The organism is Cellulomonas sp. NTE-D12 (assembly GCF_027923705.1).
Taxonomy (GTDB): Bacteria; Actinomycetota; Actinomycetes; order Actinomycetales; family Cellulomonadaceae; genus Cellulomonas.
Genome location: NZ_AP026442.1, coordinates 2,755,024 through 2,779,850, shown reverse-complemented (window position 1 = coordinate 2,779,850; position 24,827 = coordinate 2,755,024). Strand labels below are relative to the sequence as shown.

Sequence of the window (24,827 nt, the reverse complement as noted above, 5' to 3'; positions counted from 1 at the left end):
CGTGCGTGCGGAGCCTGCGCGGCCGCCTGTCGCACCTGGGATCTGCCGTGGTGTCGCCGCGCCGCGCTACGGTGCGGCCTGTGCCGCCCGCGCACGACCCGTCGGTCGAGGTCCGCCGCTCGCGCCGCCGTGCCCGGACGGTGACGGCGTGGCGGGAGGACGGACGCACCATCGTCGCCATCCCGGCCCGGTTCACCCGGGCGCAGGAGGCCGAGTGGGTGGGCCGGATGGTGGCACGCCTGGCGGCGCAGGAGAAGCGGCGCCGACCGTCCGACGACGAGCTGTTGTCCCGCGCGGCGGACCTGTCGGCGCGATACCTCGGCGGACGCGCGGTGCCGTCGTCGGTCCGGTGGTCCACCCAGCAGGGCCGTCGCTGGGGGTCGTGCACGCCGACGGACGGCACCATCCGCATCTCGGACCGCATCCGCGGCATGCCGCGGTGGGTGACCGACTACGTGCTGCTGCACGAGCTGACGCACCTGCTGCACCCCGGGCACGGTCCCGAGTTCTGGGCCGAGCTGGAGCGCTACCCGCACACCGAGCGGGCGCGCGGCTTCCTCGAGGGGTACGCGCACGCCGTGGACCGGGAGGGCGTGCGGCCCGGGGCCGTGCCCTCACCGTCGGGGCCGTGGTCGGACGCACCGGACGACGGGCCGGACGGGGTGGACGACGACGTCGAGGAGGACGGTCGACCGGCCTGAGCCGGGGCCGCCGGCCCGGCGGACGTCCTGACGTAGCGCCGCCCAGCCAGTGGTGCCGCCAAGTCGGTGACGCCGCGAGAGCGGGTCAGCCCTGCTCGTCGTCCTTCGGCGGCTCCTCACCCAGGATCTCGGCCAGCGCCCGATCCAGCTCGGCGCCCTCGTCGATCGCGGCCTGCCGCCGGGCGGCGTAGCCGGACGGGTCGTCCAGGTCCGCCGTGGTGGGCATCAGGTCGGGGTGCTGCCAGACGGCGTCGCGCCCCGACTGGCCGCGCTCGGCGTCGATGGCCGCCCACAGGGTGGCGGCGTCGCGCAGCCGTCGGGGGCGCAGCTCGAGGCCGACGAGGCTGGCGAACGTCTGCTCGGCGGGTCCACCCGACGCGCGTCGGCGGCGCAGCATCTCCCGCAGCGGGACCGCGTGCGGCAGGTGGGGGAGCGCGGCCTGGGCGGTCACCTCGTCGACCCAGCCCTCGACCAGCGCCAGCGAGGTCTCGAGGCGCTCGAGCGCGGCGGCCTGCTCGGGGGTGTTCTGCGGGACGAAGATGCCGCCGGTCAGCGCCTCCTGCAGCGCCTGCGGGTCGGTCGGGTCCACCGAACGGACCGCCTCGCCGAGCTCGTCGGCGTCGATGGCGATGCCGCGTGCATAGGCCTCGACCAGGCCGAACAGGTGCGCGCGCAGCCAGGGGACGTGCGTGAACAGGCGCGTCGCGGCCGCCTCGCGCAGCGCGAGGAACAGGCGCACCTCGTCGGCCGGCACCTCCAGGCCCTCGCCGAACTCCGCCACGTTGTGCGGCACTAGCACCGGAACGGGCTGCTCGAGCAGGGGCAGGCCGATGTCCGTGGCGCCGAACACCTCGCGGGACAGGGTGCCGGAGGCCTGCCCGACCTGGAGGCCGAACACGGCCGACCCGAGGCGCCGCAGCAGCTGACCCATGTCGATCGGCCCGCCGGTGCCGTCGCCCAGCAGGCCGCTCAGCGCGCCCGGCGGCAGGCCGCCGAACGCCCCGCCTGGTCCGCCGGGCGCCCCGAGCTCCTCGGCGAAGCCCTCCGGCAGCGACGAGCCGAGCGCCTGCACCAGCGCGGTGGACAGGGACGACGCGACGGGCTCCGTCAGCGTGCGCCATGTCGGCAGCGTCGCCTCGACCCACTCGGCGCGGCTCCACGCGCGACCCGTCGCCCCGGTGGGCGGCAGGTCGGTGGCGGCGTCGAGCCACAGCTCGGCCACCGAGAACGCCTGGGCGACCTGGTCGGTCTCGGCGCGGCTGACGGACGGGTCGCCGCCCAGGGAGGCCTGCTGGCGGGCCAGCTCGTGGGCCATCGACCAGTTGACCGGCTCGTCACCGGACTCGGCGAACATCCGCTGCACCTGGCTGAACACCTGCTGCAGGGCAGCCGGATCCTGCGGCAGGCCCGACCCCGAGGCCATCGCGGCAGGGTCGATGCCCGCCTCGCGCAGCTGGGCGATCGCCTCGTCGGCGGCCGGGCCCAGCATCGAGCGGAGCACCTGCTCCCAGTCGGGCTGCTCACCCGGCACGGCCGGGTCCGGCGTCTGCGGGCTCATGGGTCCTCCTGGACGGTCGGCGGCCGACGCGTCGCTCGCACCTGCGTCCGCCGGTCGCGGTCGGTGCGGCTGCCGTCGTGGGATCGCGGCTCCACGGTAACCGCCGCCGTCGCGGCCGAACGAGGGCCGGCACCGCCTGGAGCAGCGGGTTCGCTCACGGCGCAGCGCCGCGTCACCGGTGCGCGCCCCGCGGCCGGGCGGCGGCGCCCGTCGGTAGGCGCGGTCCCAGACGCGTGCGCGATGATCGGCGGGTGTTCGCCAGCCCCGAGCCCCGTCCCGACGAGATCGCGCCGGCGCCCGACGAGGGGGCGGCGGCGGCGGCCGTCGAGCCGCGCCGACCCGTCGACCCGCGCTCCGTGCTGCTGTCCGGCGGCATGCTGCTGACGGCCGTGCTGATCGCCGTCGCCGTGGTGATCCCGGTCCCGTACGCCGTGACCAGCCCGGGACCGACGCGCGACGTGCTGGGCTCCCAGAACGGCACGCCGCTGATCCGGATCTCCGGCGCCCAGACGTACCCGTCCACCGGACAGCTGCGGCTGACCACCGTGTCCGGGACCGGGGGGCCGGGGTACCCGTCGTCCCTGGCAGGAGTGCTGCGCGGGTGGTTCGACCCGACGTCCGTCGTCGACCCGGCCGAGGCGGTGGTCCCCAAGGGCCAGACGCAGCAGCAGATCGACGCGGCCAACTCCCAGGAGATGACCAGCTCGCAGGAGAACGCGACCGTCGCCGCGCTGACGCAGCTCGGCTACACCGTCCCGGCGACGCTGACGGTCGCCGGCACGCAGGACGGCACCGACGCCGCGACCAAGCTGCACAAGGGCGACGTGCTGGAGCAGCTGGACGGCACGACGCTGCCGGACTACCAGACGCTGGTGCGCAAGCTCGAGGCCGTGACGCCCGGGAGCACGGTGACGCTGACGGTGCGGCGCGACGGTGCGGACCAGCAGGTGCCGATCGTGACGTCGAAGCGCCCCGACGGCCGCGCGCTGATCGGGGTGATGATCGACCCGACGTTCACGTTCCCCGTGAAGGTGGACATCAGCATCGACGGGATCGGCGGGCCGAGCGCGGGGACGATGTTCGCCCTCGGCATCGTCGACAAGCTGACCCCGGCCGACGAGGCGAACGGCGCCAAGATCGCCGGCACCGGGACGATGGACGTCACCGGGGAGGTCGGGCCGATCGGCGGCATCCAGCAGAAGCTGGTGGGCGCCCGGCGCGACGGTGCCGACTGGTTCCTGGCACCGGCGTCGAACTGCGACGAGGTGGTGGGTCACGTCCCCGCCGGCCTGCACGTGGTCAAGGTGGCGACGCTGTCCGACGCGGTGGCGGCGATGACGGCCATCGGCAAGGGCGCGGGCGGCTCGTTGCCCACCTGCACGCGCTGACCCGTCAGTCGAGAGTCGAGCGCAGCGCCGCGACCAGGCCGGGGACCACGTCGGGACCGCCGCCCACCTGGTCGTCCGAGTCGTGCGCGCGGGTGCGGACGGCGCACCACGCGGCACCGTCGCGCAGCACGCCGACGGCGATCCGCACGTCCTGCCGGTCCGGGTGGCCCATCAGGTAGGCGAGAGCCGCGTCCGGGTCGGCCGGCAGCTGCGCCTCGGCGGCCGGCGGGAGCACCACACGCTCCACCGTGAGCGCCGCACCGTCCACCGTCGACGGCCAGGACAGCTGGCCCAGCAGCTGCTCGACGTCCTCCGCGGCCGGCAGGCCCTCCTGCTCGACGGAGGTCAGGTGCCAGGGGTTGGTGCGGGCGGCGGCGAGCACGTCCGGCTCGAGCTGGTCGGCGAGCGTCGGTTCGGTGGCGAGCGCCTGCTGGGTGCGCACCAGGGCGAACACCCGGACGGGTGCGTCCCAGCCCGCGCGGGCGACGTGCAGCTCGATCTCCCGGACCGCGGCGGTCAGCGCGGTGCGGGCCGCGACGGAGCCTGCGCCGCTCGTCGTGACGTCGTCGCCTCCTGCGGGTACGTCGGTTTCGGGAGCGGCGCTCGGGGCCGGTGTCTCGTCGGGCGCGTCGCCCGCTGCCTGGTGTGCGTCCGCCATGGCCTCATCGTCCCATCGGTGTGGGAACCTGGGCCCCGACCGGCGCGTTCACCGGCTGGCCCCTTCGTGGGCCACCCGGCCAGGAGGCCGGACCGCTCACACGACGAGGACCACCGCCGGATGTTCGCCTCACCGCCCCGCCCCCGCCCCCGTCCCGCCCGGCGTCGACGGGGGCCCCTGCTGCCGACCATCGCCATCCTGGCCGGCATCGCGATCGTCGTCGTGATCCTGTCGCACGTGTGGACCGAGGCGCTGTGGTTCAACCAGCTCGGCTACCTGCAGGTGCTGTGGACCGAGTGGGGCACCCGGGCCGTGCTGTTCGTCGTGGGGTTCGCCGTGATGGCCGTCGCGGTGGCGGGCAGCCTGCGGTTCGCGTACCACTCGCGTCCGGTGTACGCGCCGTCGACGCCCGAGCAGACGAGCCTCGACCAGTACCGCGAGGCGATCGAGCCGCTGCGCCGGCTGGTGATGCTGGTCGGACCGGTGCTGCTGGGGCTGTTCGCCGGCGGTGCCGCGGCGCAGCGCTGGGACACCGTGCAGCTGGCGATGCACGCGCAGCGCGTCGGCACCACCGACCCGCAGTTCCACCTGGACCTCGGCTTCTACATGTTCACGCTGCCGCTGCTGCGGTTCACGGTGTCGTTCCTGATGGCCGTGGTGATCCTGTCCGGCATCGGCGCGCTGGCGACCCACTACCTGTACGGCGGCCTGCGGCTGGGCCCCGCCGCGAAGGGCAACCGGACCACCCGCGCCGCGCGCGTGCACCTGTCGGTGCTGGCCGCGGTGCTGCTGGTGCTGATCGCCGCGAGCTACTGGCTGGACCGGTACTCGCTGCTGATGAAGAACAGCGCCGGGCAGAAGTTCGCCGGCGCGACCTTCACGGACGTGCACGCGGTGATGCCGTCCAAGGCGATCCTCACCGTCGCCGCCCTCGTCGTCGCCGCGGCGTTCGTCTACTCGGCGATCACCGGGAACTGGCGGCTGCCGGGCATCGGCGTCGCGCTGATGCTGCTGTCCGCCATCGTCGTCGGCGGCATCTACCCGGCGATCGTGCAGCGCTTCCAGGTGCAGCCCAACCAGCAGGACGCCGAGAAGGAGTACATCCAGCGCAACATCGACTCGACGCGGCAGGCGTACGGGCTGACGGACGTCAAGACGAGCGAGTACCCGGCGAAGGTGACCGCGGAGGCCGGTGCGCTGCGGTCCGACGCCGAGACGACCAACTCGATCCGCCTGCTCGACCCGCAGCTGGTGTCGCCGTCGTTCAAGCAGCTGCAGCAGATCCGCGGGTTCTACGACTTCCCGCAGACGCTGTCGGTGGACCGCTACACGGTCAACGGCCAGAGCCGCGACACCGTGATCGCCGTCCGCGAGCTCGACCTCAACGGGCTGAGCGACTCGCAGCGGAACTGGGTGAACAACACCACCGTGTACACCCACGGGTACGGCGTGGTGGCGGCCTACGGCAACACGCGCGGCGCCAACGGTCAGCCGGCGTTCTGGGAGGGCGGCATCCCGTCCAGCGGTGACATCGGCACCTACGAGCCGCGCATCTACTTCGGCGAGACGTCCCCGCCGTACTCGATCGTCGGCGGTCCCGACGGCTCCACGGGGTGGGAGTTCGACTACCCGGACGACACGGGTGGCTCCGGCTCGCTGAACACGCGGTTCCCGACGCAGACGGTCTCCGCGGGGCCGAGCATCGGCAACCTGTGGAACAAGATCATGTACTCGATCAAGTTCGGGGACGAGCAGATCCTGTTCTCCAACCGCGTCACCCCGCAGTCGCAGATCCTCTACGACCGCAACCCGCGGGACCGCGTGGCCAAGGTGGCGCCCTACCTCGAGCTGGACGGCCGGGTGTACCCGGCGGTGATCGACGGCCGCGTGAAGTGGATCATCGACGGCTACACCACCTCGGACCAGTACCCCTACAGCGCCAGCCAGTCGCTCTCGGACGCGACCACCGACTCGGTCACCCAGACCAGCTCCAACGTGCAGGCGCTGCAGCCGAAGACGGTGAACTACATCCGCAACTCGGTGAAGGCGACGGTCGACGCGTACGACGGGTCGGTGGACCTGTACACCTGGGACACGCAGGACCCGGTGCTCAAGGCGTGGTCGAAGGTGTTCCCGACGTCGGTCAAGCCGATCTCGGACATCAGCGGTGCGCTGATGAGCCACATCCGGTACCCGGAGGACCTGTTCAAGGTGCAGCGCACGCTGCTGGCCAAGTACCACGTGACGGACGCCGGGCAGTTCTTCTCCGGCAACGACTTCTGGGCCAACCCGCTGGACCCGACCACCACCACCGAGAAGGTCGACCAGCCGCCGTACTACCTGACCCTGCAGATGCCGGACCAGAAGTCGGCGAACTTCTCGCTGATGTCGACGTTCATCCCGGCCGGCTCCACGGCGCGTGAGGTGCTGACGGGGTACCTGGCGGCCGACGCCGAGGCAGGCAACGTCGCCGGCAAACCGTCGCCGGACTACGGCACGTTGCGGCTGCTGACACTGCCGCGCGACTCGACGGTGCCCGGACCGGGACAGGCCAACTCGGCCTTCACGGCGGACGCCACCGTGTCCAACGAGCTGAACATCCTGGGCCGTGGCGACTCGTCGGTGCTGCGCGGCAACCTGCTGACGCTGCCGGTGGGCGGGGGACTGCTCTACGTGCAGCCTGTGTACGTGCAGGCGTCGAGCGGCACCACGTTCCCGCTGCTGCAGCGCGTGCTGGTGTCGTTCGGCAACAAGATCGGGTTCGCCGAGACGTTGGACGAGGCGCTGAACCAGGTGTTCGGCGGCAACTCCGGCGCCCAGGCCGGTGACGCCGGGTCCGGTGGGGCGCCGAGCCCGTCACCGAGCCCCAGCGGCACGCCGTCGCCGACCCCGTCCGGCACGCCGACGGCGAGCGCCAGCCCGACGCCGTCGCCGAGCGGCTCCTCCACCGGAGGGGACGCCACGGCGCGCGCAGACCTGCAGTCGGCACTGCAGGCGGCCAGCCAGGCGATGAAGGACGGTCAGGCGGCGCTCGCGGCGAACGACTTCGCGGCGTACGGCGCGGCGCAGTCCCGGCTGGACGCGGCGATCCAGGCCGCGATCGACGCGCAGGCACGCCTGGGCAGCTGACGGGTGGACGGCCGGCGCCAGGTCGGTGCCGGCCGTCCGTCCGGTGAGCGTTCGTGCAGTGTTCACCCGCGCGCCTGCGCGGCCGCGGGGCGGTGGTCGTCGTGCCGCCGTACCATCCGGCCGTGACCGACGACTGCAGCCGGCCGTGATCGACGACGATCTCGGCCCCGGCCGGACCTCCACGCCGCCCGCCCGTGCCGCGCGCCTGACCACCGGCCGGGTGCTCGCCTGGGCCGCCTGGGACTGGGGGTCGGCGGCGTTCAACGCCGTGGTGACCACGTTCGTGTTCACCGTCTGGCTGACGTCGAAGGTGTTCGTCGAGCCGGGCGCCGACGTCACCGCCACCACGGCGCTGCACTCGCAGTGGCTCGGCTGGGGGCTGACCGTCGCGGGCATCCTGGTGGCGCTGCTCGCACCGGCGCTCGGCGCGCTCTCGGACGCGTCCGGCCGGCGCAAGGTGTGGCTCGGCGCGAACACGGCGGTGACGGTGGCCGCGATGGCGGCCATGGTGCTGGTGCACCCGCACGACGGCGCCCGGTCCCACGCCGTGCTGCTCGGCGTGGTGCTGCTGGCGGCCGGCAACGTGTTCTTCGAGCTGGCGTCCGTGGCGTACAACGCGCTCCTGCTGCAGATCACCACGCCGGCCACGGTGGGCCGGGTCAGCGGCATCGGCTGGGGCTCGGGGTACGTCGGCGGGATCGTGCTGCTGATCGTGCTGTTCGTGGGGTTCATCAACCCCGACGTCGGCTGGTTCGGCGTGACGTCGGCCGACGGCTGGAACATCCGCGCGGCGGTCGCGGTGTCCGCCGTCTGGATGGCGGTGTTCGCCGTCCCCGTGCTGGTCGCCGTGCCGGAGCACGCCCGCCCGGACCCGCGCGCGATCGGCGCCCTCGGCGCCTACCGCAAGCTCGGTCACGACGTCGCGCACCTGTGGCGCACCCGCCGGTCGACGCTGGGGTACCTGGTGGCCAGCGCGGTGTACCGGGACGGGCTGGCCGGGGTGTTCACGTTCGGTGCCGTGCTGGCCTCCGGCACGTTCGGGTTCACGTCCTCGCAGGTGATCGTCTTTGCCATCGCCGCCAACGTGGTCGCGGGGATCAGCACCATCGGCGCCGGCTGGTTGGACGACCGGTTCGGGCCGCGGCGCGTGATCACGGTGTCCCTCGTCGTGCTGGTGCTCGCGGCCGTCGCGGTGTTCGTGCTCCACGACCAGGGGCAGACGGCGTTCTGGGTGGCCGGTCTGGTGCTGTCGTCGTGCGTCGGCCCCACGCAGTCCGCCAGCCGCGGGTTGCTGGCGCGCCTGACGGACGCGGGTCGCGAGGCCGAGGCGTTCGGGCTGTACGCCACCACCGGACGGGCGGCGAGCTTCCTGGCGCCGATGGCGTTCTCGCTGGCCATCGCCTGGGGTGGCGCGCAGTACTGGGGCATCCTCGGCATCGTGGTGGTGCTGGCGCTCGGCCTCGGGCTGCTGCTGCTGGTGCGGTTCCCGCGCGGGCGCGGGGTGGACGGCCGGCACGACGTGGCGGTGCGCGACGTCCCGACGGCCGACGAGCGGGCGTGACATGAGGCTGCGGACGCTGCTGTGGTCGCCGGCGATGGACGCGGCGGCGGGCGGCCTGCACTGGGTGGACGACGAGCAGCTGGACGGCTTCGTCGCCACCCGGCTGCCCGCCGGGCCGCCCGCGCCGGGGCGGCCGCTCGCCTCCGCGGCCGCGGGCCGGACCGACCCCGTGCTGACCGTCGTCCGGCGCGCCCCGGCCGGCCGGCTGCGACGCGGGCGGCCGCCGCGCGGGGTGGTGGTGCACCTGCACGGCTACAACGACTACTTCTTCGCCGAGCACCTCGCCGCGGCCGTCGAGGACGCCGGCTGGGCGTTCCTCGCGGTGGACGTCCGGCGCGCCGGACGGTCGTGGCGGCCGGAGGAGGTGCCGCACTACCTGGACGACGTGCGGGAGCAGGCCGCCGACCTCGGCGCCGCCGTCGCGGTGGCCCGCGGGCTGCACCCCGCAGTGCCGGTGGCGGTGCACGCGCACTCCATGGGTGGCCTGGTCGCGGCGCTGTGGGCGCACGCGCACCGCGTGCACGGCGGCCCGGACGCGCTGGTGCTGAACAGCCCGTTCCTCGCGCTGGGACGGTCGTGGGTGCCGCGCGTCACCGACCGGGTGCTGCGCGTGCTGGCGCGCACGGCGCCGCTGACAGTCGTCTCCTCGGGGCCGTCGGTGTACGCGAGCCACCTGCTGGCGGCCAACGGCGGGCGGTGGGAGTTCGACACCACCCTCAAGCGGCCGGACGGCGTGCCGGTCCGCGCCGGGTGGCTCGCGGCGGTGCTGTCGGCGCAGGCGCGCGTGTCGCGCGGGCTGGAGATCGGCTGCCCGGTGCTGGTGGGGCACGCCGCGATGTCGGGCCCGGACCGCGCCGACAACCCCGCGCTGGACGAGCAGGACACCGTGCTGGACGTGCGGGCGATCAGCCGTCGGGCGCCCGGTCTGGGGCGGGACGTGACCGTGCGGTCGTTCCCCGGCGCGGTGCACGACCTGGCGCTCTCGGCGCAGGCGCCGCGCACGGCCTACCTCGCCGCGATGACCCGGTTCCTCGACGAACGGGCGCGCCGGTGACGGCGACCGGCTACCTCGCGGACCCGAGCGGGTTCGTCGCGCTGGCGCACCGCGGGTTCTCCCGGGAGGGGCTGGAGAACTCGCTGGCGGCCTTCGCGGCAGCCGTCGACCTGGGGTTCCGCTACGTGGAGACGGACGCGCACGCGACGAGCGACGGCGTGGCGGTCGCGCTGCACGACGAGACGCTGGACCGCACCACCGACGCGCACGGGCGCGTGCGGGAGCTGCCGTGGTCCCGCGTGCGGGAGGCGCGGATCGGCGGTGCCGAGCCGGTGCCGCTGCTCGAGGACGTGCTCGGGCTGACCCCCGACCTGCGGGTGAACATCGACGTGAAGGCGGCGTCGGCCGTGGCGCCAGTCGTCGCGGCGGTGGAGCGCACGGCATCGCACGACCGGGTGTGCATCGCGTCGTTCTCGGTGCGGCGTCGGCTGGCGACGCTGGCCGGGCTGTCCCGGCCCGTGGCGACGTCCGCGGCGACCAGCGAGGTGGCGGCGTTCGTCGTCGGCGCGCGCACCGGGCTGCCGGCCGGCGGCCTGCGGCGCGCGGTGCGGTCGGTGGACTGCCTGCAGGTGCCGGTGGCGCAGGGGCGCGTGACGGTGGTGGACCGGCGCACCGTCGCCGCCGCGCACCGGGCCGGGCTGCAGGTGCACGTGTGGACGGTGAACGAGCCGGAGGAGATGCGGCGGCTGCTCGAGCTGGGGGTGGACGGCCTGGTCAGCGACCGGGCGGACCTGCTGGCGCAGGTGCTGCGGGAGCGAGGGGTGTGGGCATGAGGGTGATCGGGCACCGGGGCAACAGCTCGGTGGCGCCGCAGAACACGCTGGCGGCGTTCGAGGCGGCCTGCGCGGCGGGGGTCGACGCGATCGAGCTCGACGTGCAGCTGACGGCCGACGGGCACGCCGTGGTGATCCACGACGACGAGGTGGACGCCACCACCGACGGCACCGGCCGGGTGGACACGCTGACCCTGGACCAGGTGCGCGCCCTGGACGCGGGCTCGTGGTTCGCCCCCGCCTACGCCGGTCAGCGGGTGCCGGTGCTGGACGAGGTGGTCGACCTGCTGGTCCGCCACCCCCGCACCGACCTGCTGCTGGAGCTCAAGGGCGTGTGGACGCCCGACCGGGTGCGGCTGCTGCTGGGCCCGCTCGCCGAAGCGGGGCTGCTGCCGCGGGTCGTCGGACAGAGCTTCGAGCCCGGCAGCGTCGCCGCCCTGCGCGAGGTGGCCCCGCAGCTGCACCGCGGGCTGCTGGTGGAGGACCTGCCGCTGGGGCCGGACGGTGCGCCCCACCTGGCGGCGCTCGACGCGCTCTGCTCGCGGCTCGGGGTGATGACGTGCAACCCCGACGGTCGGCTGCTGCAGACGCACCCCGACCTGGTCGAGGCGCAGCACGCCGCCGGTCGGCAGGTGATGGTGTGGACGCTCGACGAGCCGTGGATGTGGGCCGAGGCCCAGGCGCTGGGGGTGGACGCCGTGATCACCAACCGCCCGGACCGGTTGCGCGGGTGGCTGGCCGCCCGGGCGGGGGAGCGCTGATGGCCCGCAGCATCCGCTACGACGTCTACGGCGGACCGGAGGTGCTCCGGCTGGTCGAGGGCCCGGACCCGGTGGCCGGCCCGGGTCAGCTGCGTGTCCGGGTGACGGCCGCCGGACTGAACCCGGCCGACTGGAAGGCGTTCGCGGGCTTGTTCGCGCGCGGGTCAGGGCCCGACGGGTCTCGCGGCGTGGGGCACGACGTGTCCGGGGTGGTGGACCAGGTCGGTGCGGGGGTCGACCGGTTCGCGGTCGGCGACACCGTCTGTGCGCAGGTGCCCGAGGGGGCTCTGGCCGACGTGCTGGTGCTGGACGTGACGGATGCGGTGCTGCCGGTGCCCGAGGGGGTCGACCCGGTGGTGGCCGGTGCGCTGCAGGTGGCGAGCCGGGCGGCGGTGGCCGGCCTCGCCGCGGTGGGCGTGGGCCCGGGCGACGTGCTGCTGCTCAGCGCCGCCGCCGGCGGCGTGGGGCTGATCGCCGCCCAGCTGGCGGTGGACCTCGGCGTGCACGTGCTCGGCGTGGCCGGCGAGGCGAACCACCCGCTGCTGCGCGACCTCGGGGTGGTGCCCGTGACGCACGGCGACGGGCTCGTGGACCGGGTGCGCGCCGCGGCACCGGGGCCGGTGACCGCCGTGCTGGACCTGCACGGGCCGGAGTACGTGACGGCCGGCATCGAGCTCGGCGTGCCGGTGGAGCGGATCGCCTCGATCGCTGCACCGCCGGACCGGCTCCAGGGCGCGGTGTCCACCGGCGGTGCGCACGCGACGTCGCAGGACGTGGCGCACGTGCTGGACCTGGTGGCCGCCGGACGGGTGCGGGTGCCGATCGCGGGCCGCTACCGGTTGGAGCTGGACGCGGTGCGGCAGGCGTACGCGCGGCTGCGTGACGGTCACGTGCAGGGCAAGCTCGTCGTCACGCCCGCGGGCTGACCCCCAGCTGCCAGGCCTGCGACGCCTGCAGCGCGCCGTGCAGCACGTGCGGCGGGATGTTCGGGTTGGCGATCGCCAGCATCGTCAGACCGTGCACCTCGCCCCACAGCGCGAGCGCCTGGATGAACGGGTCGGTGTCGGTGGACAGCTTGCCCGCGATCCGGCACCGCACCACGTTGTCCACCAGCTCCGCGAGGCCGTTGCTGGCGTCCGAGGACCGCTGCTCGCCCGCGACCGCCCAGCTGGGGCGGTCGAACAGCACGCGGTACTCGCCCGGGTTGGCGAGCCCCCACTCGAGGTAGGCGGTGCCGCGGGCGGCGAGCTCCTCGAGAGGGTCCGCGATGGTGGCGACCTGGCGCTGCAGACCGGACATGAACTCGCGCATCACGCCGTCGCAGACCTCGCTGAGCAGGTCGTCCTTGGTGGCGAAGTAGTGGTACAGAGACGGCGGCGTGCACGCCGCCCGTGCGCAGACACGCGCGATGCTGACGAGGCGGGGGTCGCGTCCCTCGATCAGCAGCTGTCGCGTGGCCTGGAGGATGCGGCTCCGCAGCCCTCCGGAGTCCTGACCCGTGCCCACCACCCGAGCAGGGTAGCCGTGCGCGGAGGCCGCGCCGGACCGTACCGGCGTGTCAGCGTGGCGGCGCCTCGCGGTGCGCGCTGCCGTCGCTGGAGCGCACGCACGGCACCATCGTCACGGTCGGCTCCACGCTGGCGCTGCGCGGCTTCAGTACGGGGCGGGACCCGATGCCCAGCTCAACGACCCGGCGGCGACGCCGGGCGCCGTGCTGACCGCCCTGCGGCAGCCGGTCGGCTCGGAGATCCGGGAGATGCTGGTGATGGCGCTGGGGGAGAGCTCCTGGCCGTGAGCGGCGCGGCGCCCGACGACGTCGTGACGACGGCGGTGGCGGCTGGGACTGCTGCGGCGGCTGGGGCTCTCGGGGCTGGCTCGGCCGAGATGTCCGGCGACGTGCTGGTGCTGCGGGCCCTCGGGCTGGGCGACGCCCTCACCGGCGTCGCTGCACTCCGTGGCGTTCGGCGAGCCTGGCCGAACCGCCGGCTGTGGCTCGCCGGGCCTGTGGGGATCGGCACCTGGTTGCGTGACCTGGGCGTGGCCGACGAGGTGATGCCCGCTGCGGGGCTGGAGCCGCAGGTGCTGCCGCCGGAGCTGGCCGGTGGTGGTCACCTCGCGGTGAACCTGCACGGCCGCGGCCCGCAGAGCCACGCGGTGCTGGCCGCCACCCGGCCCAGCCGTCTGGTCGCCTTCGCGACGGACGGCCTTCCGGACGGCCCGGTGTGGCGCGCCGACGAGCACGAGGTCGACCGCTGGTGCCGCCTGGTCCGCTGGGCCGGCGGAGAGTGCGGCCGCGACGACCTCCGCCTGACGCTGCCGCCCGGGGGTGCCGACGAGGACGCGGGAGCCGTCCTGCTGCACCCGGGCGCGTCATCGGGTTCCCGACGATGGCCGGCCGACCGCTGGTCCGCCGTCGCGGCCGCGCTCGCCTCGGAGGGCCGCCGTGTGCTCGTCACCGGCGGTCCCGACGAGGTCGACCTGGCGACCCGCGTCGTCACGGATGCTCGCGCCCTCCTCACCGGGGACTCAGCACCGGCCGCTCGCCTCATCGAGACCCGCGCCGGCACCCTCACCATCCCGGGCCTCGCGAACCTGGTCGCCCACGCCGCGCTCCTGATCTGCGGCGACACCGGCGTAGCCCACCTAGCGACGGCCCTCTGCACCCCGTCGGTCCTCCTCTTCGGCCCGACCCCACCCCAACACTGGGGCCCCGCCATCGACGAGCACATCCACACCGTCCTCTGGCACGGCGACCAAACTCACCGGGGCGACCCCCATGAAGGCGGAATCGACTCGGCATTAGCGGACGTCACGGCTGAAGAGGTGTTTCGAACCGGGCTACGCCCCTCCGAACACTGACCTCCGCGACGCGGGGCCTAGATCCCGACCTCCTCTTCCTGTCGCTGCCATTCCTACGGCGGCACCGGATGCGACTCAGTACAGCTAGTCCTTCGGGTCACGGGTGCGCTGCGTGGCCCATCGCTGAGCGAGCAGCGCCTGCAGAGCCTCGGGCATTGGCTCGCGCGGCCAATCGCGCTCGTCCATCGTCGGCAGCGACCAGTGGAACCTCAATCGCTCCGAGGGCCACTTCAACGCGTCGTCACCTTCGACGTAGGACGCAAGAAGGTCGTCAGGGACGTCTATGCCTACGCCCGCTAGGCAAGTCACCAGAGCCTCATGAACGCGCCAGAGCCACGATTGGACACGGGACAACGGCACGCCCTCCAATCCTCCGATCCAGATCTCCTTGGTTGTCCAGGCGACTTGGCCGGTGTTGACGGTCGGAAACTGGTTCGCTAGGCGCTTCGTCGCCTCTGGCACGACGTCGAAGTGTTCCGCGACGTCGCGCATGTGCTTGAGCATCTGCTGGTCCGCCATCTCTGGTCGGATCGCCTCGGGGATCTTCGCCTGCGCGCGCAACACGCCGCGAATGGCAACGAGCAGGAAGTCGAGCATCAGACGATGCCTGCATTCGCAACGCCCACGAGGGCACACGAAGGGGGCGATCAGGGTCGTACGGCTCCATGGCGTCGTAGTGCTGCCGCCACGGGTCGTCAGGCGGATCACCCGCCGCTCGGGCGCGAGTCTCGGCGTCGGACTCTGCGCGGACCCGCTCACCGAATACCTCTTGGAACCGGTGGATCTGCATCAGCGCGGCCTGGACCGACTTGAGGCCCTCCCACCACACCTCTTGGTCGGGCCTCGGATCGCGTCCACGGTCGGTCACAGGAGCGAGTCTGGCATCGCCACACCCGTGAGGGGCGCCCGCGGAGACGGCCAGCGCGTGAATCGGCCCTGCCTCGATTGCCCACAGCCGCGGGCCGAAGCTAGGTCTACTCCTCCAGGATTAGTCGATCAGCTCGCTCGTTGCTCGTGTACGTGAGCCACTCGGGTGCCCGCCGGTAGAGGGCCCGGGTTGCAGACAAAGCAACCTCGATTGCATTGTCTGCCTCAAGGCTGACCTTCCCGTCGTCCACGACATCCCCGTGAACCACTCGGCTGCGAATGTCGTAGGTATTGGCCAGTTCCCTTCGTAGGGAGCGACGCTCGCTTGGGCTCGTGGCAAGTAGTTTGGACAACGCCGCCGTCACCCGGAACACTGTTTCATTCTTTGTTCCGACGAGGCTTTCCCATGCCATGACCGCATCCACCAGGGCATCGCTTCTATCGGTGCGCTCTGCGATGGCCGAGACGATCCTCCGCGCCGTGACCTGAAGGTTTTCGACGTGGCGCGAGTTTATCCTCCTGGCCCAGTCCTCAACTGCGGGGACGTCGCTTTTCTCCACGGTCGTCTGCTGCCACGGCGGTCCTAGCCTGCCCGAAGAGGTTGCGCCAAAGCTCGCTGTGAATGGCTGTACTGCAGTCGTGAACGTAAGCATCGGGGCGCAGTGTCTATCCCCTTCGATGGCCAGTGCGAATGAGAGTGGCAACAGTTCCGTAATCCTCTGCGCTGTGGCAAATAGCTCCGCGTCGGGCGCGGGTCTGGGGAACTCGTCTCGCGAGACCGCGACCGTCGTTGTGTAGTCGCGAAGTAGCAGCGCGGTGGTCGGTGGACGGAAAGCGTTCATTCCGTAGAGGACCGGGTTCACAGGCTGGGGTGCCGGTGTCACGGTCCCCCAAGGTGTCACGATTCTTGCCTCCGGGGGCAAAATGACTCCACCGATCCCGTGAATTATCCTAACTGAAATCGGCTCACCACGGGCAACCCGCTTCAGTGACTCGTAGTTCCTTAGCACCTGCTCTATCAGCACAGAATGCGTCTGTTCCGCAGAATCGAAGTACATAATTCTCAGCGCGGAAGCGACAAGGGACTTGACGAGGCCTCGAAAGTCCTGTCTAGAGCCACCCATGGCTGTGCTGAGGGATGGGTCGAATTCACCTTCGCGCGGCAGGAGGGGCTCCATGGTGGGGTCCGCTCCTAGAGCTTCGACGGCCTGCGTTAGCGCTGGCCCGCCATACAGTTCGGGAATTGCGCCGTTCGGGAATAGTGCGCCATCGAGGATAGGGTCGCCGAAACCGGTTCTGAAATTATTCCTCAGGGTATCTGCGATGTCGCGCGTGGCGTCGAACATCGCAATCGCGAGCTCCGTCAACGCCCTGATGCCATGAACAGTCACGGAGTCAGTCTGCACCACGCGGCGACGCGAGAAGCGTTGAACTCGGGTGGCATGGCGAGACCGGTTGGCGCGCCCTCACGCCGGATGGACCACTGCTGGCTGCGACGACCTGGAGTCGGGAGAGAGCCTCAGTGGTACTTCGTACTGCACGACCGGAGAGCTGGCTTATGGACGTATGCCAAGACCTCTCGAATGCGCACTGGTGCCTCGGGTGGTCAAGAGACTCTCCTCCGCCGCACTTGGTGGGAGCGAGTCGTTTGGAGTCTTCGGATAGCACGGCGGCCCCTGGAGCTTCCGCTCCAGGGGCCGCCGCGTCAATCGCTACCGAGCCATCACCCCGATCACGGGAAGCTGACCACCTGGCTCGCCACGTCCTTGTTGGCGTCGCTGACCGGCCCGCCGGTGTCGTTCACCACGTGGTCGATGGTCCCCGGCCCGCTGAGGTTGATGGTCAGCAGGTCGTGCAGCCGTACACCGTCGTTCACGGGCACCTCGAAGGCGTGCGACACGTGGATGTCGGGGTTCACGTTCGTGTAGATGTAGCTGCCCATGCCGTACCCGGTAAAGGTGGAAACCGAGTCGGCCACCTTGAACGCCGCGTATCCCAGAATTCCGTCGTGCTGGTAGTCGGCCTGCGTCGGCGGGTCGTAGGGGAGCTCGTTCTGGAAGAAGAGCACCTTTCCGCCGTTGCCGTTCCAGATGACGTTGTACTTCTGGAAGTGCTCGACAAAGAGGCCGGTCGCGGTGACGTCGTCACCGTTGACCACGAGGCCGGTGTCGGCGGTGTTGACGGTCCAGCCCACCGAGCCGGGGACGCCGTGGTCGGCGCGCCACACCCACAGGTCGTCGAGCACGGCGTGGTCGGTGTTCACCTCGAGCGCCAGGGCCGCCTTGCCGACGTGCGGCCCGCCGATGCGGAAGAACACGTCCTGCAGGGCGACCGGGTCGGCGGCGCCGTCGTGCGGCCGGCCGTTGTTGCCGTTCTTGGTGCCGATCTGCACCAGCACCGGCGAGTTCACCGCACCGGCGTCGACGGTGATCCCGGCGATGTCGATGCCCGGCACGTCGGCCGTGGTCAGCACGGTGTTGCCGTGGGTCGCCGTCAGCGTCGCCATGCCCAGGCCCAGCACCACGGTGCCGGCGCGCTTCACCTTTATGGGCGAGCTGACGTCGTAGACGCCGGGAGTGAGCAGCAGGTTCAGGCCGCGGGCCAGCGCCGCGTTGATGGTGCTGACGGAGTCCGACGGGGTCGCAACGAAGAACCGGTTCAGCGGCACCGAGGTGCCGGGCGTGTGGCCGTTGGCCCACGTCGTCCCGACGGAGTCGTGCTGCACCGACGGCACGAAGACGTTCCAGCTGCCCGCTGTGTCGGTGTAGAGGTACGGCTTCTCCTTGCTCACCGGCGTCGTGGCGAGCGTGGTGTACGCGGCGCCGTTGCCGAAGTCCTGCGCCGGCGCGTTCACGTCACCGGAGAACACCTGGTTCCAGACATAGTTGGACCAGCCGCCGCCCAGGTTGGTGTTGCGCACGTAGAACTGCTGCTGGGAGCCGTTGAGCGCGCCGCCCTCGAGGAACGAGTCAGCGACGAACCCGCCGGACGCGTAGTTCGGGTTCTCGCAGTACGGCATGAAGGTCGTGTAGTCCTTCACGTCCACCCGCCGCATCGGCGCGGCCTGCGACACGGCCCACATCTCGTTGCCGGTGTGGCAGCCGTCCGCGGTGGGCACCACGTGGATGGTCAGGTTGGAGACGGACCGCCAGAAGATGTCCAGCGACCCCGAGCCGTTCTTGCCGATGGCGGTGACGCCACCGTTGATGGTGACGGCCGACGGGTCCTGGCCCAGACCGGCCACCTCGGTGTAGTAGCCGACGGGGATGTCCAGCGGGTCGCTCGCCGAACCGTAGGTGCCCGGCTCGAACAGGAGCGCGTAGCGGCCGGTGCCCATCTCGCTGTCGGACTGCTGGGCGTAGATCGCCTGGGCGCGGGCCCGGATGTCCGCCGTCGACATCGACGGCGTGAAGACGACGACGTTCGCGCCGAGGTCCGTCGCGCTGCCGCCCTGGTGCGGGTCGGCCGCAACCGCGGGTGCGGCCGCCAGGCCGGTGCTGAGCGCCAGCCCGAGGAACGTCACCCCCACGACTGCTACTCGGCGCCTGGGAGCGCTCTCTTGACGCAGGTTCTCACCACGTGATCGCACGTGCGACCGCCTTTCCGGCTGGTAAGTAGCGACCATCTGCATTGATGGTGCCGCGGCGCGCGAGGCGCCTGCCGCCAGTATCAGAAAGGCCTGGACCGGTGTCAACGGAAGCGCTCCCACCCTGGCGACACGCAAAATCACCGGACGAATAGTTCGCCCGACGGGCAATTCATGCCGTGCGGCTCAGCGCGGTGGTGAACCAGCCCACGGTCCGCTCCAGGCCCTCCTCCCACTCGACCTCCGGCGCCCACCCGAGCACCTCGGTCGTCAGCCCCGTGTCCGGACGGCGCACCTCCGGGTCGTCCACCGGCCGCGGGATGAAGTCGATGCGAGAGCGAGCGCCGGTGGCCGCCACCACGTCCTCCGCGATCTGCCGCACGGTCAGCTCGCGCGGGTTGCCGATGTTCATCGGCCCCGAGTGCCCGCTGTCCAGCAGCCCCAGCACGCCGCGCACCAGGTCGTCCACGTAGCACACGGACCTCGTCTGGCTGCCGTCCCCGGCCACCGTCACCGGCTCGCCGGCCAGCGCCTGCCGGATGAACGTGGGGATCGCCCGCCCGTCGTGCGGGCGCATGCGCGGCCCGTAGGTGTTGAAGATCCGCACGATCGCCGTGTCCACGCGGTGCGCGCTGCGGTACGCGGTGGTCAGCGCCTCGCCGTAGCGCTTCGCCTCGTCGTACACGCCGCGCGGGCCGACGGGGTTCACGTGACCCCAGTGCGGGTGCACCTGCGGGTCCCCGTACACCTCGGACGTCGAGGCGATCAGGAACCGGGCGCCCTTGTCCTTGGCCAGCCCGAGGGCGTGCCCGGTACCGATCGACCCGACCTTGAGCGTCTCGATCGGCAGCTGCAGGTAGTCCACCGGCGAGGCGGGGGAGGCGAAGTGCAGCACGGCGTCCACCGGTCCGGGCACGTGCACGAAGTCGGTGACGTCGCACCGCGTCAGGTGGGACCGCGGGTTGTCGATCAGGTGCGCGACGTTGGCGGGCGAGCCGGTGAGGACGCTGTCCAGGCACACCACCTCGGCGCCCCGGTCCAGCAGCTCGGTACACAGGTGGCTGCCCAGGAACCCGGCGCCACCGGTGACCACCACCCGGCCCTCACTGCTCACGCCGCGCTCCACCCGCATCCGAACCTCCTCGATCGGCCGAACCCACAACCACCCCACCGACCGCCGAGCGGCCGGGGGACCCGCACGTCCACCCGGCCGCCGCTCTCGGTCAGAACACCGGCTTGCCGCCGGTCACGCCCAGCACCGTCCCCGAGACGTACGACCCGGTGGAGTCCGCCGCGAGGAAGACGTACGCCGGCGCCACCTCGGCCGGCATCCCGGCCCGGCCCAGCGGGGTGTCGCTGCCGAACTTCTCCAGCTTCTCGACGGGCTGCGTCGCCGGCTGCAGCGGCGTCCAGATGGGCCCGGGCGCGACGGCGTTGACCCGGATGCCCTTCGCCCCGACCTCCGCCGCGAGGTTCACCGTGAAGTTGGTGATCGCGGCCTTGGTCGAGGCGTAGTCCAGCAGCGACGTCGACGGCTGGTACGCCTGGATCGACGTCGTGTTGATGATCGAGGCGCCGCTGCCCAGGTGCTCCAGCGCCGTCTGCGTCACCCAGAACATCGCGTAGAGGTTGGTCCGCATGGTGCGGTCCAGGTCCTCGGTGGTGATGTCCGCCATCGACTCGCGGCGGGCCATCTGGTACCCGGCGTTGTTGACCAGGATGTCGAGTCCGCCCAACCCGGACACCGCGGTGCGGACGGACTCACGCGCCTGCCGCTCGTCGGTCAGGTCGGCCGGCACCAGCACGCACGTGCGGCCCGCCTTCTGCACCCAGTCGCGCGTCTCCTCGGCGTCGTCCTGCTCCTCGGGCAGGTAGCCGATCGCCACGTCGGCACCCTCCCGGGCGAACGCGATGGCCACGGCCCGTCCGATGCCGGAGTCCCCGCCGGTGATGAAGGCGCGCTTGCCCACCAGCTTGTCCGAGCCGGTGTAGCTCTGCTCGCCGTGGTCCGGGTCGGGGACCATCGGGTCGGTGTGGCCCGGCGGCTGCTGCTGCTGTGCGGGGAAGCCCTCAGGGCCGCGCGTCGAGCCCGGGTCTGCGGAGGTGGTCATGCCTCCACCATCACCCGGCCCGCAGGCCCCCGCATCTGGGGACGAGGGCCCGCGCGAGCCCCTCGGACGGCCCGTGCGAACGGTCAGAAGGCGTCCCCGCAGACCCCGGGCGCCGGCGGTCCGAATCGTTCCGGATGCGAACCTGTGAAAGCCGGGTGACGATCTTTCCCAGGTGGCTTACCGCCGCCGTCCGCTCAGCGAAGGGAGCTGTCCCATGGCTCTGTGGCTCATTCTCATCATCGTCGGCGTCGTGATGATCGTCCTCGGCGTCGCCGTCACGGCAGCGAAGATCCTGCTGTGGATCGGAATCGCCCTGCTGGTCATCAGCCTGATCGGTTGGCTGGTGGGTCGCGGTCGCTCGACCGTGTAAGCCGGTAGGCCAAATGTGGCGCGCCAGGGGGCGCGACTGCAGGAGGGCGGCGGTGCAGACGTGAACGCGTCTCGCCGCCGCCCTTTCACATGTGCGCGTGTTCACAATGTGGGCGCGCGTTTTCCCGTCGGCCCGCTCGGCCCGCTCGGCCGGTTCAGGCGACCGGCGCCGAACCCTCCCAGCCGCGCGGCGTGATGTCAGGCCGGTTCGCGTTCCAGTCGGTGGCCAGCAGCGGGGACGAGATCAGCATGTCCGCGGTGGCGACGTTGCACGCCATCGGCACGTTCCACACCGCGCCGATGCGCAGCAGGGCCTTGACGTCCGGGTCGTGCGGCTGGGGCTCCAGCGGGTCCCAGAAGAAGACGAGCATGTCGATCGCGCCCTCGGCGATCTTGGCGCCGATCTGCTGGTCGCCACCCACGGGGCCGGACAGCAGCCGGGTCACGGGCAGCCCCAGCTCGTACTCGAGCATGGTGCCCGTGGTGCCGGTGGCGTAGAGGTGGTGGTGGGACAGCGTGCCGCGGTTGAACTCCGCCCAGCGCAGCAGCTCCACCTTCTTGTTGTCGTGGGCAACCAGGGCGATGTTGTGCGCGTACCCGGCCATCGTCGTCCTCCTTTCGCGTCGCTCCGACCGCCCGCGGGCCGTCCGTCCATGCGGGCGTGGCCCAACCTAGCGGGCGGGTCGCGGGCCGTCCCCGGTCGCCCCTTCCACGGGTTGCCACGCGATACTGCTCGGTGGCCGGTGCCGGTCGGCACTGCGACGGGTTGCGGAAGGGCTGAGATGAGCGACGAGGGTCTGCGGCTGGCCGTGGAGAAGATGCGTGCGGCTGGCGTCGCGCCCGCGGCGGTCGAGGTGTTCGCCGGGTACTACCGCGACCTCGAGGCAGGGGCGACGGGCCTGATCCGCGAGGACGACATCACCCCGCTGCTGGACCCGCCGAGCCTGGACGCCGTCGAGGTGCCGCCGACGGACGCCCGTGACGCCCTCGCCCGCACCGCGATCATCAAGCTCAACGGCGGCCTGGGCACCTCGATGGGCATGGACCGCGCCAAGTCGCTGCTGCCGGTGCGCGAGGGGCTGAGCTTCCTCGACGTGATCGCCCGGCAGGTGCGCACCGCCCGGACCCGGTACGGCGCCCGCCTGCCGCTGATCCTGATGAACTCGTTCCGCACCCAGCAGGACAGCCTGGACGCGCTGGCGGCCTACCCGGACCTCAAGGTGGGCGAGCTGCCGCTCGACTTCCTGCAGAACCGCGAGCCCAAGCTGCGCGCGGACGACCTGACGCCCGTCTCGTGGCCCGCCGACCCGTCGCTCGAGTGGTGCCCGCCCGGCCACGGCGACCTCTACACGGCCATCGAGGCGTCCGGCGTGCTCGACGCCTTGCTCGACGCCGGTTTCGCGTACGCGTCGGTGTCCAACTCCGACAACCTCGGTGCCGCCCCGGACCCGCGCATCGCCGGCTGGTTCGCCGAGTCGGGCGCCCCCTACGCCGCCGAGCTGTGCCGCCGCACCGCCGCCGACCGCAAGGGCGGCCACCTGGCGATCCGCCGCTCGGACGGCCGGCTGGTGCTGCGCGACACCGCGCAGACGGCGCCGGAGGAGATGGACTACTTCACCGACGAGCACCGGCACCCGTACTTCCACACCAACAACCTGTGGTTCGACCTGGCGGCGCTGCGCCGCACGCTCAACGAGCGGCACGGGGTGCTCGGCCTGCCGATGATCCGCAACTCCAAGACGGTGGACCCGACGGACCCGTCGTCCCCGCAGGTGATCCAGGTCGAGTCCGCCATGGGCGCCGCGATCGAGGTGTTCGAGGGCGCCACCGCCATCGTCGTCCCGCGTTCCCGCTTCCTGCCGGTGAAGACGACCAACGACCTGCTGCTGCTGCGGTCCGACGCCTACCAGCTGTCCGAGACGGCGACGCTGGACCTGGTCACCGAGCCGGCGCCGCTGGTCGACCTCGACTCGACGCACTACAAGACGATCTCGGCGTTCGACGCGCACTTCCCGGCCGGTGCACCGTCGCTGCGCGGGGCGAGCTCGTTCACCGTGCGGGGCGACTGGACGTTCGCGCGCGGCGTGGTCGCCACGGGCGACGTGACGCTGGCCGACGAGGGCACCCCCCGCTACGTGCCGGAGGGCACCCGCCTCGGCGGCTGACTCTCGGGCGCCGGCCCGCCGCGGAGCGTACGACTCCGCGGCGGGTCCGGGCCCACCCGCCGCGACTCGCGACTCCAGGAACGGGCGGCGAGGGGAAGGCAAGGGTCCGGCGAACGTCAGCCCAGGTTGGCGCGCGGGCCCGTGACCAGGGGCCGGCCCTCAGCGCGCCAGGCGGCGGTGCCGCCCCGCAGGCTGAGGGCGTCCAGACCCTGCGCCCGCAGCATGCCGACGACCGAGCGCGCCCGGTTGCCGCTCTCGCAGACGACGTAGACGCGCTCGCGCCGCGGCAGCTCGGTGGTGCGCAGCGGCACGTGGTCCACCGGCAGCAGCCGTGCGCCCGGCACGTGACCGTCGACGTACTCGTGCGGCTCGCGGACGTCGATGACGAGCGCGCCGTCGGCGTGGGCTGCCGCGAAGGCGGCGAGGTCGACCTCGGACACGGTTCCTCCTTGTCGCTGGATACTCCCAGGGGTATACCATAGGTTCTCGACGAGGTAGGGGGGCGCGGTCCGTCGGACCGGTGCCGACTCGGCGGAGACTGGAGGCTCGTCGTGCCACGCAACATGGGTTCCACCGACCGGATCGTGCGAGCGGTCGCGGCCGTCGTCCTGGTGGTCGTCCTGCTGCAGGTCGGGGTCGGCAGCGCGCTCGGCGTGGTGCTGATCGTCCTGGCCGCGCTGCTGGCCGGCACCGCCGCCGTCGGGTTCTGCCCGCTGTACAAGGCCCTGCACCTGTCGACGCGGCCGGCCGACCGCGTGGCGCGCTGAGCGGGATCCCTGATGGCGACCGTCGACCTCACCGCGAGCACGTTCCAGCCCACCGTCGACGCCGAGGGCATCGTCCTGGTCGACTGCTGGGCCTCCTGGTGCGCACCGTGCCGGATGTTCGCCCAGGTGTTCAGCAAGGCCTCCGAGAAGAACCCTGACATCACGTTCGCGAAGCTGGACACCGAGGCCGAGCACGCGCTCGCCGGTCGTCTGGGCATCAGCGCGATCCCGACGCTGATGATCTACCGCGACGGCGTGCTGCTGTTCGAGGACGCGGGCGCGCTGCCCGGTCGGGCCCTCGACGACCTGATCGCCCAGGCGCGCGCGCTCGACATGGACGAGGTGCGCCGGAAGGTGGCCGAGCAGACCCACTGACGTCCGTCCGGTGACCAGGCCCCGGGCCGCACAGCGGCACCGGGGCCCCGTGCTGCCCTAGGTCCGAAGTCCGACGATGTCGGCAGGGGGCCGCCGTACCGTCGCAGCAGAACCCGAACCGGCACCGGAGCCGGTCCGGAAACAG

The 24,827-nt window shown here is 72.2% G+C and carries 24 protein-coding genes; 14 read left to right on the top strand and 10 right to left on the bottom strand.

Annotated features, from left to right (window positions below):
- The first annotated feature begins 80 nt into the window (after positions 1–80).
- A complete protein-coding gene (locus QMF98_RS12825; protein ID WP_337973399.1) occupies positions 81–701 on the top strand; it encodes a M48 metallopeptidase family protein in 621 nt (206 codons plus the stop codon).
- A gap of 85 nt (positions 702–786) precedes the next feature.
- Here QMF98_RS12825 and QMF98_RS12820 read toward each other — a convergent pair whose 3' ends face one another.
- The gene (locus QMF98_RS12820) at positions 787–2,259 is read right to left on the bottom strand and encodes a zinc-dependent metalloprotease (protein WP_337973398.1); all 1,473 of its coding nucleotides are present in this window, start codon (positions 2,257–2,259) and stop codon (positions 787–789) included.
- 251 nt (positions 2,260–2,510) lie between these two features.
- Here QMF98_RS12820 and QMF98_RS12815 point away from each other — a divergent pair, with 251 nt between their 5' ends.
- A complete protein-coding gene (locus QMF98_RS12815) occupies positions 2,511–3,647 on the top strand; it encodes a YlbL family protein (RefSeq protein WP_337973397.1) in 1,137 nt (378 codons plus the stop codon).
- 4 nt (positions 3,648–3,651) lie between these two features.
- Here the strand turns inward: QMF98_RS12815 and QMF98_RS12810 are convergent, their stop codons facing one another.
- Positions 3,652–4,305 (bottom strand): PPA1309 family protein, encoded by a 654-nt coding sequence (locus QMF98_RS12810; RefSeq protein WP_337973396.1) that lies wholly within the window; start codon positions 4,303–4,305, stop codon positions 3,652–3,654.
- A gap of 120 nt (positions 4,306–4,425) precedes the next feature.
- On the opposite strand from QMF98_RS12810, the gene QMF98_RS12805 reads away from it, so the two are divergent.
- The 6 genes from QMF98_RS12805 (at position 4,426) to QMF98_RS12780 (ending at position 12,509) form a co-directional block, all read left to right on the top strand.
- Positions 4,426–7,434: a UPF0182 family membrane protein gene (locus tag QMF98_RS12805; RefSeq protein ID WP_337973395.1), complete on the top strand. Its 3,009-nt coding sequence runs from the start codon at positions 4,426–4,428 to the stop codon at positions 7,432–7,434.
- A gap of 145 nt (positions 7,435–7,579) precedes the next feature.
- Positions 7,580–8,995 (top strand): MFS transporter, encoded by a 1,416-nt coding sequence (locus tag QMF98_RS12800; RefSeq protein ID WP_337973394.1) that lies wholly within the window; start codon positions 7,580–7,582, stop codon positions 8,993–8,995.
- 1 nt (position 8,996) lies between these two features.
- Complete coding sequence (locus QMF98_RS12795; protein ID WP_337973393.1) at positions 8,997–10,049, top strand: alpha/beta fold hydrolase; 1,053 nt, start codon at positions 8,997–8,999, stop codon at positions 10,047–10,049.
- Positions 10,046–10,822 carry a glycerophosphodiester phosphodiesterase family protein gene (locus QMF98_RS12790; protein ID WP_337973392.1) on the top strand — a complete coding sequence of 259 codons (777 nt, stop codon included), beginning with the start codon at positions 10,046–10,048 and terminating at the stop codon, positions 10,820–10,822. The genes QMF98_RS12795 and QMF98_RS12790 overlap by 4 nt, the downstream gene beginning before the upstream one ends.
- Positions 10,819–11,583, top strand: coding sequence for a glycerophosphodiester phosphodiesterase (locus tag QMF98_RS12785; protein WP_337973391.1), 765 nt, complete (start codon positions 10,819–10,821; stop codon positions 11,581–11,583). Before QMF98_RS12790 ends, QMF98_RS12785 begins: the two co-directional genes overlap by 4 nt.
- Entirely contained in the window at positions 11,583–12,509 is a 927-nt protein-coding gene (locus QMF98_RS12780) for an NADP-dependent oxidoreductase (RefSeq protein WP_337973390.1), read from the top strand. Before QMF98_RS12785 ends, QMF98_RS12780 begins: the two co-directional genes overlap by 1 nt.
- Here the strand turns inward: QMF98_RS12780 and QMF98_RS12775 are convergent.
- On the bottom strand, positions 12,493–13,092 hold the full coding sequence (locus QMF98_RS12775; protein WP_337973389.1) for a TetR/AcrR family transcriptional regulator: 600 nt from the start codon (positions 13,090–13,092) through the stop codon (positions 12,493–12,495). The genes QMF98_RS12780 and QMF98_RS12775 overlap by 17 nt on opposite strands.
- Positions 13,093–13,138: 46 nt before the next feature.
- On the opposite strand from QMF98_RS12775, the gene QMF98_RS12770 reads away from it, so the two are divergent.
- Both QMF98_RS12770 and QMF98_RS12765 read left to right on the top strand, forming a co-directional pair.
- Entirely contained in the window at positions 13,139–13,378 is a 240-nt protein-coding gene (locus QMF98_RS12770; RefSeq protein WP_337973388.1) for a hypothetical protein, read from the top strand.
- The gene (locus tag QMF98_RS12765) at positions 13,375–14,442 is read left to right on the top strand and encodes a glycosyltransferase family 9 protein (protein ID WP_337973387.1); all 1,068 of its coding nucleotides are present in this window, start codon (positions 13,375–13,377) and stop codon (positions 14,440–14,442) included. Before QMF98_RS12770 ends, QMF98_RS12765 begins: the two co-directional genes overlap by 4 nt.
- Positions 14,443–14,526: 84 nt before the next feature.
- Here QMF98_RS12765 and QMF98_RS12760 read toward each other — a convergent pair whose 3' ends face one another.
- The 5 genes from QMF98_RS12760 to QMF98_RS12740 all read right to left on the bottom strand — a co-directional run bounded on the left by QMF98_RS12760 (position 14,527) and on the right by QMF98_RS12740 (position 21,006).
- Complete coding sequence (locus QMF98_RS12760) at positions 14,527–15,039, bottom strand: hypothetical protein (protein WP_337973386.1); 513 nt, start codon at positions 15,037–15,039, stop codon at positions 14,527–14,529.
- 377 nt (positions 15,040–15,416) lie between these two features.
- A complete protein-coding gene (locus QMF98_RS12755) occupies positions 15,417–16,718 on the bottom strand; it encodes a HEPN domain-containing protein (RefSeq protein ID WP_337973385.1) in 1,302 nt (433 codons plus the stop codon).
- A gap of 323 nt (positions 16,719–17,041) precedes the next feature.
- Positions 17,042–18,832, bottom strand: coding sequence for a pectate lyase-like domain-containing protein (locus QMF98_RS12750; RefSeq protein ID WP_337973384.1), 1,791 nt, complete (start codon positions 18,830–18,832; stop codon positions 17,042–17,044).
- Between the two features lie 235 nt (positions 18,833–19,067).
- Positions 19,068–20,009 carry an NAD-dependent epimerase/dehydratase family protein gene (locus tag QMF98_RS12745; protein WP_337973383.1) on the bottom strand — a complete coding sequence of 314 codons (942 nt, stop codon included), beginning with the start codon at positions 20,007–20,009 and terminating at the stop codon, positions 19,068–19,070.
- 109 nt (positions 20,010–20,118) lie between these two features.
- Positions 20,119–21,006, bottom strand: coding sequence for an SDR family oxidoreductase (locus QMF98_RS12740; RefSeq protein WP_337973382.1), 888 nt, complete (start codon positions 21,004–21,006; stop codon positions 20,119–20,121).
- A 214-nt stretch (positions 21,007–21,220) separates the two neighbouring features.
- Between QMF98_RS12740 and QMF98_RS12735 the strand changes: the two genes are divergently transcribed.
- Positions 21,221–21,376 carry a hypothetical protein gene (locus tag QMF98_RS12735; RefSeq protein ID WP_263729507.1) on the top strand — a complete coding sequence of 52 codons (156 nt, stop codon included), beginning with the start codon at positions 21,221–21,223 and terminating at the stop codon, positions 21,374–21,376.
- A 154-nt stretch (positions 21,377–21,530) separates the two neighbouring features.
- Here the strand turns inward: QMF98_RS12735 and QMF98_RS12730 are convergent, their stop codons facing one another.
- Complete coding sequence (locus QMF98_RS12730) at positions 21,531–21,980, bottom strand: methylglyoxal synthase (RefSeq protein ID WP_337973381.1); 450 nt, start codon at positions 21,978–21,980, stop codon at positions 21,531–21,533.
- Positions 21,981–22,157: 177 nt separating this feature from the next.
- Here QMF98_RS12730 and QMF98_RS12725 point away from each other — a divergent pair, with 177 nt between their 5' ends.
- Positions 22,158–23,540, top strand: coding sequence for a UTP--glucose-1-phosphate uridylyltransferase (locus QMF98_RS12725; protein ID WP_337973380.1), 1,383 nt, complete (start codon positions 22,158–22,160; stop codon positions 23,538–23,540).
- Positions 23,541–23,656: 116 nt separating this feature from the next.
- Here QMF98_RS12725 and QMF98_RS12720 read toward each other — a convergent pair whose 3' ends face one another.
- Positions 23,657–23,980: a rhodanese-like domain-containing protein gene (locus QMF98_RS12720; protein ID WP_337973379.1), complete on the bottom strand. Its 324-nt coding sequence runs from the start codon at positions 23,978–23,980 to the stop codon at positions 23,657–23,659.
- 111 nt (positions 23,981–24,091) lie between these two features.
- Between QMF98_RS12720 and QMF98_RS12715 the strand changes: the two genes are divergently transcribed.
- Positions 24,092–24,307: a YgaP-like transmembrane domain gene (locus tag QMF98_RS12715; protein ID WP_337973378.1), complete on the top strand. Its 216-nt coding sequence runs from the start codon at positions 24,092–24,094 to the stop codon at positions 24,305–24,307.
- Positions 24,308–24,319: 12 nt separating this feature from the next.
- Positions 24,320–24,682, top strand: coding sequence for a thioredoxin family protein (locus QMF98_RS12710; RefSeq protein WP_337973377.1), 363 nt, complete (start codon positions 24,320–24,322; stop codon positions 24,680–24,682).
- Positions 24,683–24,827: the final 145 nt, after the last annotated feature.

Bases quoted from the DNA above. Each gene is read 5' to 3' on its own strand.
- QMF98_RS12820 (WP_337973398.1), bottom strand. From the start codon at position 2,259: ATGAGCCCGCAGACGCCGGACCCGGCCGTGCCGGGTGAGCAGCCCGAC.
- QMF98_RS12810 (WP_337973396.1), bottom strand. From the start codon at position 4,305: ATGGCGGACGCACACCAGGCAGCGGGCGACGCGCCCGACGAGACACCG.
- QMF98_RS12805 (WP_337973395.1), top strand. From the start codon at position 4,426: ATGTTCGCCTCACCGCCCCGCCCCCGCCCCCGTCCCGCCCGGCGTCGA.
- QMF98_RS12795 (WP_337973393.1), top strand. From the start codon at position 8,997: ATGAGGCTGCGGACGCTGCTGTGGTCGCCGGCGATGGACGCGGCGGCG.
- QMF98_RS12785 (WP_337973391.1), top strand. From the start codon at position 10,819: ATGAGGGTGATCGGGCACCGGGGCAACAGCTCGGTGGCGCCGCAGAAC.
- QMF98_RS12780 (WP_337973390.1), top strand. From the start codon at position 11,583: ATGGCCCGCAGCATCCGCTACGACGTCTACGGCGGACCGGAGGTGCTC.
- QMF98_RS12760 (WP_337973386.1), bottom strand. From the start codon at position 15,039: ATGCTCGACTTCCTGCTCGTTGCCATTCGCGGCGTGTTGCGCGCGCAG.
- QMF98_RS12740 (WP_337973382.1), bottom strand. From the start codon at position 21,006: ATGACCACCTCCGCAGACCCGGGCTCGACGCGCGGCCCTGAGGGCTTC.
- QMF98_RS12735 (WP_263729507.1), top strand. From the start codon at position 21,221: ATGGCTCTGTGGCTCATTCTCATCATCGTCGGCGTCGTGATGATCGTC.
- QMF98_RS12730 (WP_337973381.1), bottom strand. From the start codon at position 21,980: ATGGCCGGGTACGCGCACAACATCGCCCTGGTTGCCCACGACAACAAG.
- QMF98_RS12725 (WP_337973380.1), top strand. From the start codon at position 22,158: ATGAGCGACGAGGGTCTGCGGCTGGCCGTGGAGAAGATGCGTGCGGCT.
- QMF98_RS12710 (WP_337973377.1), top strand. From the start codon at position 24,320: ATGGCGACCGTCGACCTCACCGCGAGCACGTTCCAGCCCACCGTCGAC.